Here is a 14,661-nt window from a genome sequence, read left to right as displayed (position 1 = left end):
GCGGCTGCGCCGCGGGCGAACCACGCCGGCTGCCCGGCTGCCCAGTGCGGCGACCGCCACGACGAGGACAAGTGCCAGGTTCGCGGGCGACATGTGCGCACGGACCGGGACCAGGGCTGAAGCGACCGCGGGCGGCGCGAGCAGGGCGGCGGCCAGGGCGATCCGGCGCGGAGCGGGTTTCGCACGGTCCACGGCCCATGTGTCCCGCTTTGCGGGTCTACGACGTCGCCGTGGCCGGAAGGTCCGCAGTGGGCGACGCATGGCCGGGCGCGGCCGGGAGGGTGAGGACCATGGTGAGGCCACCGCCAGGTGTGTCCTCGGCATCGAGCGTGCCGCCCATGGCCTCGGCGAAGCCGCGCGCCACCGCGAGGCCCAGTCCCACGCCCGCCCCGCGCGGTGCGTCACCGTAACGCTGGAAGGGCTCGAAGATGCGGTCCTTGGCCTCGTCGGGGACGCCGGGTCCGCGGTCGACGACGCGGACCTCCACCCGGTCGGCGAGGACGCTGGCGGACACCGTCACCGGCTCACCGTCGGGGCTGTACTTGACCGCGTTCTCGACGACGTTGGCGACCGAACGCTCCAACAGGCCCTTGTCGACGGCGACCATCGGCAGGGTTTCGGGGATGTCCAGGACGACGGCCGCCTCGGGGTCGGGGATGCCGACGAGTGCCATGGGCACGACTTCGTCGAGGTCGATGTCGCGGATGAGCGGGGTGAGGGTTCCGGTCTGGAGGCGGGACATGTCGAGGAGGTTGCCCACGAGGTGGTCGAGGCGGTCGGCGCCCTCCTCGATCGCGGCCAGCAACTCGGCTTGGTCCTCTTCGGACCATTCCACGTCGTCGGAGCGCAGGGAGGAGACGGACGCCTTGATGCCGGCGAGCGGGGTGCGCAGGTCGTGGCTGACGGCGGCGAGCAGCGCGGTGCGGATGCGGTTGCCCTCGGCCAGCTCCTTGGCCTGGTCCGCCTCCTGTTTCAGGCGCCGACGGTCCAGTACGACGGCGGCCTGGGCGGCGAACGCGGCCAGCACCCGGCGGTCCTCGGCGGGCAGGACCCGCCCGGAGAGGGCGAGCGCCATGTGGTCGCCGACCGGCATGTCCACGTCCGCGGCCTCCGGACGGTCCACCCGCCGGGGCCCCACGCTGCCCGCGCACGTCCACGGGTCCACGTCGCTCGCGCGCTCCAGCAGGGCCACCGACTCCATGCCGAAGGTCTCCCGGACCCGTTCCAGGAGGGCCTCCAGGCTCGTCTCCCCGCGCAGCACGCTGCCCGCGAGGAAGGACAGGATCTCCGACTCGGCGCGCAGTCGGGCCGCTTGCTGCGTGCGCCGGGCGGCGAGGTCGACCACGGAGGCGACCGAGGTGGCCACCGCGAAGAAGACCGCGATGGCGACGATGTTCTTGGGGTCGGCGATCGTCCAGGTGTGGACGGGCGGGGTGAAGAACCAGTTGAGGAGCGCCGATCCCACGGTCGCCGAGGCCAGCGCCGGGAGCAGTCCGCCGAGCAGGGCCGCGGCGACCGTCAGCGACAGGAACAGCAGCATGTCGTTGGCGAGGCCGAGATCGGCGTCGACGTGGGTCAGCAGCAGGGCGAGCAGTACCGGGCCGGCCATGCCGACCAGCCAGCCCCAGACGATCCGCGTCCGGCCGAGCCGCGCGCCTCTGGCGACGGGCAGCCCGCGTCCCTTGCCCGCCTCGTCGTGGGTGATCAGGTGGACGTCGAGGTCGGGGCCGGATTCCCGGGCGACGGTGGCGCCGACGCCGGGCCCGAAGACGTACTGCCAGCCCCTGCGCCGGGAGACGCCGAGCACGATCTGGGTGGCGTTCACCCCGCGTGCGAAGGCCAGCAGTGCGGCGGGGATGTCGTCGCCGACGACGTGGTGGAAGGTTCCGCCCAAGTCCTCCACCAGGGTGCGCTGGACGGCCAGCTCCTTCGGGGAGGCGGAGGTGAGGCCGTCGCTGCGGGCGATGTAGACAGCCATGACCTCGCCGCCCGCGCCCTTCTCCGCGAGGCGGGCGGCCCGGCGGATCAGGGTCCGCCCCTCGGGGCCGCCGGTCAGTCCGACCACGATGCGCTCGCGCGAGCCCCAGATCGTGGAGACCTGGTGCTCGCTGCGGTACTGCTGGAGGTACTCGTCGACCCGGTCGGCCACCCACAGCAGGGCCAGTTCCCGCAGGGCGGTCAGGTTCCCGGGCCGGAAATAGTTCGACAGCGCGGCGTCGACCTTGTCCGGCTTGTAGATGTTGCCGTGTGCCATGCGGCGGCGCAGCGCCTGGGGCGACATGTCGACCAGCTCTATCTGGTCGGCCCGGCGCACGATCTCGTCCGGGACCGTCTCCTGCTGGCGTATGCCGGTTATCGACTCCACGACGTCGCCCAGGGACTCCAGGTGCTGGATGTTCACCGTCGACACGACGTCGATCCCCGCGTCCAGCAGTTCCTCGACGTCCTGCCAGCGCTTGGTGTTGCGGGAGCCGGGGATGTTGGTGTGGGCGAGTTCGTCGACCAGCGCCACCTGCGGACGCCGGGCCAGGACCGCGTCGACGTCCATCTCCGTGAACGTCGTGTCCCGGTACTCCAGCTCCTTGCGGGGGATCTGCTCCAGCCCGTGCAGCATCACCTCGGTGCGCGGACGGTGGTGGTGCTCGACGAAGGCGACCACGCAGTCGGTGCCGCGTTCGATGCGGCGGTGCGCCTCGGAGAGCATGGCGTAGGTCTTGCCGACGCCCGGTGCCGCGCCGAGGTATATCCGGAGCTTGCCGCGTGCCATCGTCTCGTCTCTGCGCTCGTGCGGGATGGGGAAGGATCGCCAGGCGGGTCAGATCTCGAAGCGGTAGCCCATGCCGGGCTCGGTGACCAGGTAGCGGGGGTGGGCGGGGTCCGCTTCAAGTTTGCGCCTGAGCTGGGCCATGTACACCCGGAGGTAGTTGGTCTTGTTGCCGTAGGCGGGACCCCAGACCTCCTGGAGCAGCTGTTTCTGTGTGACCAGGCGGCCGGGGTTGGTTACCAGGATCTCCAGGAGGTGCCACTCCGTAGGGGTGAGGCGGATGTCGCGGCCGTCGCGGGTGGCCTTCTTGGCCAGCAGGTCGACGCTGAAGCCGTCGGTCGTCACCACGCTCGTCCCGGGGGCCAGCGGTACGGCCTCGGTGCGGCGGACCGCAGCCCGCAGCCGGGCCAGCAGCTCGTCCATGCTGAACGGCTTGGTGATGTAGTCGTCGGCGCCCGCGTCCAGCGCGGCCACCTTCTCCTGGGAAGCGCGTCGGGCGGAGAGGACCAGGATGGGGGTCCGCGTCCAGCCACGCAGCGCCTTGATCACCTCGACGCCGTCCATGTCGGGGAGCCCCAGGTCGAGGACCACCACATCGGGCTGACGGGCTGCGGCGAGCCGGAGGGCCGTGGTGCCGTCCGGCGCCGCGTCCACTCCGTACTGCCGGGCCTGCATGTTGATCACAAGGGCTCGTACGAGCTGTGGATCGTCCTCCACCACCAGCACCCGGGTCATCGGCGTGGGGCCTTCCTGTCTTCGGTAGACGGGGTTGGGCGGGAAGATCCGCGCCGCGGGTCGGGGGACGAGGACTCTCGGCCCACCCGCTCTCGGCCGCGGTACTTCCTGCCAAGGCCATCAGTTCTCGGCCAGTTCCTTGAGCGCGATGTTGAGTTCGAGGAGGTTGACGCGCGGCTGGTCGAGGAAGCCGAGCGTACGGCCCTCGGTGTGGTCCTTGACCAGCTTCTCCACCTGGGCGACAGACAGTCCGTTCGCCTCGGCGACCCGCTTGGCCTGGATGTCCGCGTACTGCGGGGAGATGTCCGGGTCGATGGCGGAGGCCGAGCCGGTGACCGCGTCCTTGGGTACCTCGGACTCGGGGACGCCGTTGAAGACGGCGACCTGCTTCTTCGCCGCCTTGACGTCCTTGACCAGGGTCGGGTCGTCGGCGCCGAGCTGACCGGAGCCGGTGGCCAGCGGGTCGTAGCCGCTGTTGGACGGACGGCCCTGGAACCACTTCGGGTCCGGCTTGTCGGTGCCCTTGATGTTCCAGCTCTGGCCGATCAGCGTCGAGCCGACTTCCCTGCCGTCGACCTCGGCCATCGAACCGTTGGCCTTGTCGTGGAAGGCCACCTGCCCGATGCCGGTGACCACAAGGGGGTAGATGACGCCGGTGACGACGGTGAGGACGAGCAGCATGCGCAGCGCGGCCCACGCCATGCGCCCGGTGTTCACTACGGAGTTCTTCATGTCCTTCATCCGATCCCGGGGATCAGCGAGATGAGCAGGTCGATGAGCTTGATGCCGACGAACGGGACGATCAGGCCGCCCAGCCCGTAGATGCCGAGGTTGCGGCGCAGCATCTTGTCCGCGCTCATCGGCCGGTACCGCACGCCTCGCAAGGCGAGCGGCACGAGCGCGATGATGATCAGCGCGTTGAAGATGACGGCCGACAGGATCGCCGACTCCGGGGACGCCAGGCCCATGATGTTGAGCCTGTCGAGCGACGGGTAGGCGACGGCGAACATCGCGGGGATGATCGCGAAGTACTTCGCGACGTCGTTGGCGATGGAGAAGGTCGTCAGCGCGCCCCGGGTGATGAGGAGTTGCTTGCCGATCTCCACGATCTCGATGAGCTTGGTGGGGTTGGAGTCGAGGTCGACCATGTTGCCGGCCTCCTTGGCGGCCGACGTGCCCGTGTTCATCGCGACGCCGACGTCCGCCTGGGCGAGGGCCGGGGCGTCGTTGGTGCCGTCGCCGGTCATCGCGACGAGTTTGCCGCCGGCCTGTTCGCGCTTGATGAGGGCCATCTTGTCCTCGGGGGTGGCCTCGGCGAGGAAGTCGTCGACGCCCGCCTCCTCGGCGATGGCCTTGGCGGTCAGCGGGTTGTCACCCGTGATCATGATCGTCTTGATGCCCATGCGGCGCAGTTCGTCGAACCGCTCCCGCATGCCGTCCTTGACGACGTCCTTGAGGTGGATGACACCGAGTACACGGGCGCCCCGGTCGTCCTGGACGGCGACGAGCAGCGGGGTGCCGCCCGCCTCGGAGATGCGGTTGGCGAGGATGTCGGCATCCTCGGCAACCGTGCCGCCCTGATCCAGCACCCAGGTGATGACCGAGCCGGCCGCGCCCTTGCGGACCTTGCGGCCGTCGACGTCCACCCCCGACATGCGCGTCTGCGCGGTGAAGGTGATCCACTCGGCCTGGGCCAGTTCGCCCTGGTGCCGTTCGCGCAGCCCGTACGTCTGCTTCGCCAGTACAACGATGGAGCGGCCTTCGGGTGTCTCGTCGGCCAGTGAGGAGAGTTGGGCGGCGTCCGCGACCTCGGCCTCGGTCGTCCCGCGCACCGGCACGAACTCCGACGCCTGCCGGTTGCCCAGGGTGATCGTGCCCGTCTTGTCCAGCAGAAGGGTGGAGACGTCACCGGCGGCCTCGACCGCGCGGCCCGACATGGCGAGCACATTGCGCTGCACCAGCCGGTCCATGCCCGCGATCCCGATGGCCGACAGCAGCGCGCCGATGGTGGTCGGGATCAGACAGACCAGCAGCGCGGTGAGCACGATCATCGAGGTCTGCTTGTCCGCGCCCGCGTAGATCGCGAAGGGCTTCAGTGTCACCACCGCGAGGAGGAACACGATCGTCAGCGAGGCGAGCAGGATGTTGAGCGCGATCTCGTTCGGCGTCTTCTGCCGAGCCGCACCTTCGACCAGGTTGATCATCCGGTCGATGAAGGTCTCGCCGGGCTTCGTCGTGATCTTGATGACGATGCGGTCGGAGAGCACCTTGGTCCCACCGGTGACGGCGGACCGGTCACCACCGGACTCCCGGATGACCGGCGCGGACTCACCGGTGATGGCCGACTCGTCCACGGACGCGACGCCCTCGACGACGTCCCCGTCGCCGGGGATGACGTCGCCAGCCTCGCATACGACCAGGTCACCGATCCGCAATTCGGTACCGGGTACCTGCTCCTCACCCGTGCCGTCCTTGACGAGCCGGCGGGCGACGGTGTCGGTCTTGGCCTTGCGCAGGGTGTCGGCCTGCGCCTTGCCCCGGCCCTCGGCGACCGCCTCCGCCAGGTTGGCGAAGACGACGGTCAGCCACAGCCACACGGTGATGACCCAGCCAAACCAGTCGCCCGGGGTCGTGACGGCCAGCACGGTGGTGACCACCGAGCCGACCAGCACCACGAACATGACGGGCGCCTTGACCATCACCCGCGGGTCGAGCTTGCGGAAGGCGTCCGGCAACGACTTCACCAACTGCTGCGGGTCGAAGAGGCCGACACCGACGCGGCCCTCCTGGTGACTGGTCGGGACGTCCTGGTGCGGGGCCTGGGTGGGAGTGGCTGTGGACATCGCGTCCTCGTGCTTCTCGGTGTCGGTGGTCATGTCGCCAGCCCCTCGGCGAGCGGGCCCAGTGCGAGGGCCGGGAAGAACGTCAGACCGGTGATGATCATGATGGCGCCCACCAGCAGGCCGGTGAACAGCGGCTTCTCCGTGCGGAGCGTGCCCGCTGTCTCCGGGACGGGCTTCTGCTCGGCCAGTGAGCCCGCCAGGGCGAGGACGAACACCATCGGCAGGAACCGGCCCAGGGCCATGCACAGGCCCAGCGTCGTGTTGAAGAACGGCGTGTTGGCGCCGAAGCCCCCGAAGGCGGAGCCGTTGTTGTTGGAGGCGGAGGTGTAGGCGTACAGGACCTCGGAGAAGCCGTGCGCGCCGATGTTGGTCATGGCTTCCTTTCCGTCCGGCAGGGCCATGGCCACCGCAGTGCCGATCAGCACCAGGGCCGGGGTGACGAGGATGTAGCAGGCGGCCAGCTTGATCTCGCGGGTGCCGATCTTCTTGCCCAGGTACTCGGGCGTACGGCCGACCATCAGCCCGGCGATGAACACCGCGATGATCGCCATGATCAGCATGCCGTACAGGCCGGAGCCGACACCGCCGGGCGCGAGCTCGCCCAGCATCATGCCGAGCAGCAGCACACCGCCGGACAGCCCTTGGAAGGAGTCGTGGAAGGAGTTGACCGACCCGGTTGATGTCATGGTGGTCGAGACCGCGAAGAGGGACGACGGGCCCTCGCCGAAGCGCTGCTCCTTGCCCTCCATCGAACCGCCCGCGATCTGCGAGGCGGCGCCCGGGTGGGCGTACTCGATCCACGTCACCGCGACCACGCCCAGGAACCAGATGATGCCCATGGCCGCGACGATCGCGTAGCCCTGCTTGACGTTGCCGACCATCTTGCCGAAGGTGCGCGGCAGGGAGAACGGGATCAGCAGCAGGAGGAAGATCTCCAGCAGGTTGGTGAAGCCGTTGGGGTTCTCGAAGGGGTGGGCGGAGTTGGCGTTGAAGAAGCCGCCTCCGTTCGTCCCCACGTCTTTGATGGCCTCCTGGGAGGCGACCGCGCCGGGGCTGATGGCCTGTTTATCGCCGGTCAGGGTGGTGATGGTGTGGATGTCGCCGAAGTTCTGGATGGCGCCGGCAGCGATCAGGAGCACGGCGGCGACGAGGGAGAGCGGCAGCAGGATGCGGACGACGCCGCGTACCAGGTCCGTCCAGAAGTTGCCGAGGTCGCCGGTGCGGGAGCGGGCGAAGCCGCGTACCAATGCCACGGCGACGGCGATGCCGACGGCCGCCGACACGAAGTTCTGCACGGCAAGCCCGGCGGTCTGGGTGACATGGCTCATCGCCGTCTCACCCGAGTACGACTGCCAGTTGGTGTTCGACACGAACGAGACGGCCGTGTTGAACGCCTGGTCCGGGGTGATCGCCTTGAAGCCGAGCGACAGCGGCAGCTTGTCCTGGACGCGCTGGAGCACGTACAGGAAGATCACGCCCACCGCGGAGAAGGCCAGTACACCGCGCAGATAGGCAGGCCAGCGCATTTCCGCGTCCGGGTTCGCACCCACCGAGCGGTAGATCCACTTCTCGACGCGCAGGTGCTTCTCGGAGCTGTAGACGGCGGCCATGTAGTCGCCGAGGGGGCGGTGCACCAGGGCGAGCGCGCCGATCAGCGCGGTCACCAGGAGCACGTCGGCAAGGACTGGGCTCATGGGCGTGCTCAGAACCTCTCCGGGAAGATCAGGGCGAGGACGAGGTAACCCAGCAGGGAGACGGCCACGACCAGCCCTGCGATGTTCTCGGCGGTCACAGCTTCGTCACCCCCTTGGCGACGAGAGCCACCAGCGCGAACACCGCGATCGTGGCGACGACGAAGGCCACATCGGCCATCGTGAGCTCCTGGATGAGGTGCGGGAAATCCCCGTGAGGATTCGGACCGCTTCAGGAAACCCGACCGGCCGGCCGACGTCAGGAGCCCTTAACGCCTCCCTTACGGCGGCCCGCCCACTCTTGACGCGATCCATACGCCCGGCCATCTCTCAGAGACTGCCGGCCTGCCCGTCGCTTCCCGGCCTCACGCGGCTCAGCCGAGCTCGGCGAAGGTCTCCACCGCGTGGGTCTTGCCGGTGACGACGATGACGTCACCCTTCTGCACGACCGTTTCGGCCGTGGCGTAGGTGAAGTCCTCGCCGGGGCGTTTGATGCCGACGACCGTGATGCCGTACTTGGTGCGCACCTGGCTCTGGCCGAGCGGGACGCCGGTGGCGATGTCCGGGGCGACTGTCTTGACCAGGGCGTAGTCGTCGTCGAACTCGATGAAGTCCAGCATCCGGCCGGTGACGAGGTGGGCGACGCGTTCGCCCATCTCGTGCTCGGGCAGGACGACGTGGTGGACGCCGAGGCGTTCGAGGATCTGGCCGTGCTGACGGCTGATGGCCTTGGCCCAGATGTTGGGGACTTCGGCCTCCAGCAGATTGGAGGCGATGAGGATGCTGGCTTCGATGTCGGTGCCGATGCCGACGACGGCGCTGGTGAACTCGTGGACGCCGAGCTGGTGCAGTACCTCGGGGTCGGTGCAGTCGGCGACCGCCGAGTGGGTCAGGCCGTCGCTCATCCGCTGGACGAGGCGGGCGTCGGTGTCAATGCCGAGGACGTCCCAGCCGCGCCGCATCAGCTCGTTGGCGAGGGAGGAACCGAAGCGGCCGAGGCCGATGACCGCGACCCGCTGGTCGCCGACGGTCTGGGCGTGCTGGTCGGCCAGGCGCTTGCTGCGGCGCCGGCGCAGGGAGTGGAGGTAGTTAACCAATGACGGGTCGCTCCTCGGGCAGTTCGTAGCGGCGTTTGCGCTCGCGCAGGGCCAGTGCCGAGACCAGGGTGACCGGGCCCAGGCGGCCGATGAACATCAGCAGGATCAGGATCAGTTGCCCGGCGGCCGGGAAGTCGGCGGTGATGCCGGTGGACAGGCCGACGGTGGCGAAGGCGGAGACGACTTCGAAGAGGACTTGTTCGAAGGGCAGGTCGGTGGTGCTCAGCAGGGCGAGCGTGGCGGTCATGACCAGTCCGACGCCGAGCAGCGCCACGGTCAGGGCCTGGCGCAGGACATGCGGGGCGAGGCGGCGGCCGAGCACCGAGGAGTTGGGTTCGCCCCGCACCTCGGCGATGATCGCGACGGCCAGTACCGCGAAGGTGGTGACCTTGATTCCGCCGGCTGTGCCCGCGCTGCCGCCGCCGACGAACATGAGCATGCAGGTCATCAGAAGCGTGGAGGCGTGCATCGCTCCGATGTCGAGGGAGTTGAAGCCGGCGGTCCGGGTCATCGCGGAGTGGAAGAACCCGTTCAGAAGCTTCTCGGGCCAGTCGTACGCCCCCAGGGTGCCGGAGTTGGTCCACTCCAGCAGACACGTCAGCAACGTGCCGACGGCAAGCAGGACGACGGTGGCGGCCAGCGTCAGCTTCGTGTGCAGGGTCCAGTTGCGGCGGCCGGTGGTGCGGCGCCGGTGCCGGTGGCGCAGCAGCTCCAGCAGGACGGGGAAGCCGAGACCGCCGAGGATCACGGCGACAGCGATGGGCAGGGTGACCCACGGATCATCGGCATAGCGGGTGAGGCTGTCGGCGTGCAGGCCGAAGCCAGCGTTGTTGAAGGCCGACACGGCATGGAAGTACCCGAGATACACGGCCTCGCCGATGGAGTTGCCGTAGCCGAAGCGGAAACGCAAAGAGAGGACGGCGCCGACCCCGAGTTCCACGATCAGCGTCGTGCCGGCCACACCGAGCAGCACCCGGCGGACATCGCCGATGCCCAGGCTCTTGGTCTCCGCCTGCGCGGTGAGCTGCATCCGCAGCCGCAGTCTGCCGGAGACCAGCAGGGCGAGCAGGGAGGCCATGGTCATGATGCCGAAGCCGCCGACCTGGATCAGCGCGAGGATCACGCCCTCGCCGAAGCCGCTCCAGTACGTGCCCGTGTCCACCACCGCCAGACCCGTCACGCACACCGCCGAGGTGGAGGTGAACAGAGCGGTGACCAGCCCGGTGGCCGTACCGTCCTCGGCGGCGACCGGCAGCGCGAGCAGCGCGGTCCCGAGCACGATCACAGCGGCGAAGGCCAACACGACCGTACGGGCCGGATGGGCTGCGAACAGCGACCGGCCCACCCGCGCGGAACGTCCTGCCACCGACTGCCTTCCCCTGTACGTCCAGTCCGTCAAGGATTGGTATGGACTTCGTACGGAGCCCGTCAAACCCCGCGCGGCCGTCACCCTACCCCGCCGTGGCTCACACAGACCGTCCAGCCGAGACTCATTCCGGCCGTCGCCCGGAGCCGGATGTCAGGTGTTGATGTCACGGCGCGTGAATCGCCACGCGCCCAGGCCCACAAGGGCGCTCGCCGTCGCGGTGAGGATGCCCGTGTCGACCCACTGGAAGCCGTTCCGCAACGGCTGGCCGCCGATGTAGTGGTGGAAGGGCGAGAGGTAGGCGAGCTGGTCCGCGCCGATCTGCGCGGCGAAGGTGTGCGCGCTGTAGGCCAGGACCCCGATGGCGGCGGTACCGGCGAGGACGACGACACGGCGGCCGAAGGCTGCCCCGAGCCCGAGAGCGAGAGCTCCGAAGACGATGCCGAGCAGGGCCAGGTTCGCGCACTGGGCGAACAGTTCGCCCGGGGTGACGCTGGTGAGTTCGGCGCTGTCGCGGATGGCGAGCAGGGCGAGCCAGACCAGGAGGGAGATCGCGCCTGCTCCGGTGGCCAGCGCGGCGAACCGCTGGAGGACGAGCTGGGTGCGGGTGAGGGGGTGGGCAAGGACGAGGTCGAGCTGCCCCGACTCCTCCTCGCCCGCGACGGCCCGGGATCCGGTGGCGGCACCGTAGATCATGGCCAGCAGGGGCAGGATCAGGCCGAACACGCTGGCCTGAAGGTAGCCGGCGGCGGTGGCGTCGATGTGCAGGGACTCGCGCAGGACCTCGGGCAGGCTCGCGGTGTTGTCCTTCTGCGAGGGGTACGTGGAGGCGTACATCATGCCGACGGCGGCGGTGCCGAGCATCCAGCCGATGAGGCCGCGTCGGCTGTCGGAGAGGAACTTCGTGTAGACGGCCAGGTTCATGGCGGGGCCTTCCGGTGGGAGCGCAAGGGGCGGGGCAGCAGGCGGCCGACTCCGGTCAGGCGACCTGGGCGGTCGTGGAACGCGGGGCGGCTTCCGCACCCTCGTAGTAGGAGTAAAAGAGCTCTTCGAGCGCGGGTTCGGTGGCGCGCAGGCCGGTGACGGTGTGTGCGGCGAGAGCCTTGACGAGGGTGTCGGGGCTGCCGGTGATCTGGCCAGTGAGGGTGGTGCCGTCCGCGTCGAGGCGGAGCCGTCCGTCAATTCGCGCGAAGGCGGCTGCGGTTACGGGGTGCGCGAAGGTGACCTCGATGTCGCGGACAGCTCCGGCGCGCAGGGCGGCGACGGTGTCCAGGGCGACGAGGCGGCCGTCGCGGATGATGCCGACCCGGTCGGCGACGGCCTCGACCTCGCTCATGATGTGGCTGGACATGAACACGGTCTGACCGCCCGCGGCGGCCTCCGCAACCAGGTCGAGGAAGGTCTGCTGGACCAGCGGGTCGAGTCCGGAGGTGGGTTCGTCCAGGACCAGCAGCTCCGGGGTGTGCATGAACGCCTGCACCAGGCCGACCTTCTGCCGGTTGCCCTTGGACAGCTTCTTGATCCTCGTACTCTGGTCGAGGCCGAGCCGGTCGGCCAGGGCGTCGATGCGCTCCTGCGGCACGCCACCGCGCAGGGCGGCGAGGAAGCGCAGGTAGCCACGCACGTTCTGCCGCCCGTCACAGACGAAGTCGCCGGCCAGGTAACCGACCCGGGAACGCAACCGCAGGCCGTCGGCACGCGGGTCCAGGCCGAGCACAACGGCGCGCCCCGAGGTGGGGCGGATCAGGTCGAGCAGGAGCCGGATGGTGGTGGACTTGCCCGCACCGTTGGGGCCGAGGAAGCCGAAGACCTCACCGACGCGGACGTCCAGGGTGAGTCCGCTCAGGCCACGTCGGGTGCCGTACCTCTTGGTGAGCTCCCGGAGCTCGATCGCGTTATCCATGACTCGGAACGTACAGAACTTTCAGAGATATGTAAACGTACGGAGATATCTGAGCATTGAGAACTCTCGGTACGATGCAAGGCATGGACAGCGAGCAAACCCGCGAGACGGCACAGACCAGGGCCATGGACGACGAGCAGGGCAGGCAGCTGCGCGAGGCGGCGGAGCGGCTCGCGCTCACCCTGGCCCAGGGTGGGATGCAGAAGACCACCGCGCGCGTGATGACCGCGCTCCTCTTCAGTCGCCGGGAGACCATGACGGCCAACGACCTGTGCGACGAGCTGCAGATCAGCTCCGGGGCGGTGTCGGGAGCGGTAAAGCAACTCCTACCCATCGGCATGATCGAGCGGGTCCCTGCACCCGGCAGCCGACGCGACCACTACCGCTTCCGTGAATACGCCTGGGCCAGACTGATGAGCAACCAGAACGCGATGCTCGCCGTCATGGGTGACGCCGCCACCGAGGGCATCAAGGCTGCGGGCGAGGGCAGCGTCGCGGGACGGCGCCTGCACGAGATGCGGGACTTCTACGCCTTCTTCCAGCGCGAGATGGCCACCCTCGTCGACCGGTGGCGGGAAGAGTACGACGCGGGGCGCTGACCACGCCCCTTTCCCATGCAGGCCAGTTGCCGTCCATGCCATCGGCCTGCGGGAATCGGGCACGGTTCCAGCCACGGTCTTGCCGCAGGACAGCGCCAGCCCTAGTTTCAGTGGAAAGTGAAGTAGCTAGGCACTAATGAATCAGTTGAAGAGCGGTGCGCCTATGGCGGAGTCGAGCAACGAGGACGTGCTGGAGTGGGTCGAGCGGATCGCGAAGTACTGCGCGGATCAGGACGGTGTACCGCTGATCGCCGGCCGGGTGTTGGGCTGGTTGATGATCTGCGACCCGCCTGAGCAGTCCGCGGAGGAGATCGCCGCCGCGATCGGGGCGAGCCGGGCTTCGCTGTCGACCAACCTGCGGTTGCTGAGCTCAGTCGGCTTCCTGCGCCGGCTCACCAAGCCGGGAAGCCGCACGGTGTACTACCGGGTCGACGACGACGCCTGGGAGAAGGTCGTACAACGGCAGATCGCCTCGCTCGCTTCGCTCGGCCAGATCATGCGCGACGGCATGACGTTGGCTGGCCCCTCCACCACCCACGGCGCCCGGATCGGCGCCGCCCACGAGGTTTTCCTCTGGATGGAGCAGGTCTTCGCCGACGCGCCACCAACACCTTCCGCAGCCCGTTCGGCCAAGGAGAGATGACTGTGACGAAACGGCCCCCCGCAGCACAGACCGCATTAGGCCCGATGGTGATCGCGGCGTGCGAACAGCACCTTCCAGAGTCCCAGCGCGTGCTCAGCGACGAACTGGCCGTCCAGTTCCTGCCGCCCGGCCTGCGGCTCGTGACCGGGGCCTGCAGGTGGCGCCCCGTGCGCGATCTCCTGACCGGCGCGACGGACAAGAAGGCCCTTGGTCTTTGGGCGAGCGTCCTGTCCCGCAAACGGTATGCCGACGACAAGGTCTCCGAAGCCGTACGGGCAGGGATCGAGCAGTTCGTGTTCCTCGGCGCGGGCCTGGACACCCGGGCGTACCGTCTGGTGCCGCCGACGGGCGCGCGGGCGTTCGAAATCGATCTACCCGCCAACATCGCCCACAAGCGGCAGCGGCTGAACGCGGTCTTCGGCCGGGTACCCGATCACGTGTTTCTGGTCCCGGTCGATTTCCAAACCGATGACCTCGCCGACGTACTGCACGCCCACGGCTTCGCTCCGGAGATTCCGACGATGTTCGTCTGGGAGGCCGTGACGCAGTACCTGACGGAGGACGGCGTACGCAGAACCCTCGCCTTCCTCGCCAAGGCCGCCATCGGCAGTCGGTTGATCTTCACGTACGTCCGCAAGGACTTCCTCGACGGAATCGACTTCTACGGCGCCGCGCAGGCCCACCAGGACTTCGTCGTGGAGCATGCGATGTGGCACTTCGGTCTTGCCCCCGAGGACACCCGGAGTCTGCTTCAGGAGTACGGCTGGGCCGAGCGGGAACAGGTCGGCAGCCGGGAGTACCTCGCACGCTATGTCCGGCCGACCGGGCGTGACCTGCCCGTCTCCGAGATCGAGCGGTTCGTCAGCGGCGAGAAGGTGTGAGCCGGCCCGTGGCCGACATGGCCCGCGAGGGGGATGCCACGGCCAGTCGGCAAAGGGCACTCACAGCCTGCTCCGGGGACTGTCCCGGCGGATCCGATACAGGCTGAGTACGACCATCGCGCCTGCGATCATCGGCCAC

The 14,661-nt window shown here is 68.9% G+C and carries 13 protein-coding genes; 3 read left to right on the top strand and 10 right to left on the bottom strand.

What is annotated here, in order from left to right; translation table 11 throughout:
* Positions 1-217: 217 nt before the first annotated feature.
* The 10 genes from AWZ10_RS44820 to AWZ10_RS44775 all read right to left on the bottom strand — a co-directional run bounded on the left by AWZ10_RS44820 (position 218) and on the right by AWZ10_RS44775 (position 12,399).
* A complete protein-coding gene (locus AWZ10_RS44820; RefSeq protein ID WP_060894088.1) occupies positions 218-2,767 on the bottom strand; it encodes a sensor histidine kinase in 2,550 nt (849 codons plus the stop codon).
* Between the two features lie 48 nt (positions 2,768-2,815).
* Positions 2,816-3,499: a response regulator gene (locus tag AWZ10_RS44815; RefSeq protein ID WP_060894087.1), complete on the bottom strand. Its 684-nt coding sequence runs from the start codon at positions 3,497-3,499 to the stop codon at positions 2,816-2,818.
* A gap of 120 nt (positions 3,500-3,619) precedes the next feature.
* The gene (gene kdpC, locus AWZ10_RS44810) at positions 3,620-4,231 is read right to left on the bottom strand and encodes a potassium-transporting ATPase subunit KdpC (RefSeq protein ID WP_060894101.1); all 612 of its coding nucleotides are present in this window, start codon (positions 4,229-4,231) and stop codon (positions 3,620-3,622) included.
* Between the two features lie 5 nt (positions 4,232-4,236).
* Complete coding sequence (gene kdpB / locus AWZ10_RS44805) at positions 4,237-6,375, bottom strand: potassium-transporting ATPase subunit KdpB (protein WP_060894086.1); 2,139 nt, start codon at positions 6,373-6,375, stop codon at positions 4,237-4,239.
* Positions 6,372-8,036: a potassium-transporting ATPase subunit KdpA gene (gene kdpA / locus AWZ10_RS44800; protein ID WP_060894085.1), complete on the bottom strand. Its 1,665-nt coding sequence runs from the start codon at positions 8,034-8,036 to the stop codon at positions 6,372-6,374. The genes kdpB and kdpA overlap by 4 nt, the downstream gene beginning before the upstream one ends.
* Positions 8,037-8,044: 8 nt before the next feature.
* Positions 8,045-8,134, bottom strand: coding sequence for a K(+)-transporting ATPase subunit F (kdpF, locus tag AWZ10_RS44795; RefSeq protein ID WP_060894084.1), 90 nt, complete (start codon positions 8,132-8,134; stop codon positions 8,045-8,047).
* A 273-nt stretch (positions 8,135-8,407) separates the two neighbouring features.
* Positions 8,408-9,130: a potassium channel family protein gene (locus tag AWZ10_RS44790; RefSeq protein WP_079104707.1), complete on the bottom strand. Its 723-nt coding sequence runs from the start codon at positions 9,128-9,130 to the stop codon at positions 8,408-8,410.
* A complete protein-coding gene (locus AWZ10_RS44785; RefSeq protein WP_060894083.1) occupies positions 9,123-10,496 on the bottom strand; it encodes a TrkH family potassium uptake protein in 1,374 nt (457 codons plus the stop codon). Before AWZ10_RS44785 ends, AWZ10_RS44790 begins: the two co-directional genes overlap by 8 nt.
* Before the next feature lie 153 nt (positions 10,497-10,649).
* Positions 10,650-11,420, bottom strand: a complete 771-nt coding sequence (locus AWZ10_RS44780) for an ABC transporter permease (protein ID WP_060894082.1) — start codon at positions 11,418-11,420, stop codon at positions 10,650-10,652.
* A 55-nt stretch (positions 11,421-11,475) separates the two neighbouring features.
* On the bottom strand, positions 11,476-12,399 hold the full coding sequence (locus AWZ10_RS44775; RefSeq protein ID WP_060894081.1) for an ABC transporter ATP-binding protein: 924 nt from the start codon (positions 12,397-12,399) through the stop codon (positions 11,476-11,478).
* 83 nt (positions 12,400-12,482) lie between these two features.
* Here AWZ10_RS44775 and AWZ10_RS44770 point away from each other — a divergent pair, with 83 nt between their 5' ends.
* From AWZ10_RS44770 to AWZ10_RS44760, 3 genes are all read left to right on the top strand, one after another.
* Entirely contained in the window at positions 12,483-12,998 is a 516-nt protein-coding gene (locus AWZ10_RS44770; protein ID WP_244172777.1) for a GbsR/MarR family transcriptional regulator, read from the top strand.
* 163 nt (positions 12,999-13,161) lie between these two features.
* Positions 13,162-13,641, top strand: coding sequence for a GbsR/MarR family transcriptional regulator (locus AWZ10_RS44765; RefSeq protein WP_060894080.1), 480 nt, complete (start codon positions 13,162-13,164; stop codon positions 13,639-13,641).
* Positions 13,638-14,522, top strand: coding sequence for an SAM-dependent methyltransferase (locus AWZ10_RS44760; RefSeq protein ID WP_060894079.1), 885 nt, complete (start codon positions 13,638-13,640; stop codon positions 14,520-14,522). Before AWZ10_RS44765 ends, AWZ10_RS44760 begins: the two co-directional genes overlap by 4 nt.
* The last annotated feature ends 139 nt before the right edge of the window (positions 14,523-14,661 follow it).

The sequence above is a fragment of the Streptomyces europaeiscabiei genome, from assembly GCF_001550375.1.
In the GTDB taxonomy this organism is placed as follows: domain Bacteria; phylum Actinomycetota; class Actinomycetes; order Streptomycetales; family Streptomycetaceae; genus Streptomyces; species Streptomyces europaeiscabiei.
The sequence above is the reverse complement of the archived record's forward strand: the minus strand, read 5'-3'. Positions and strand labels throughout refer to the sequence as shown.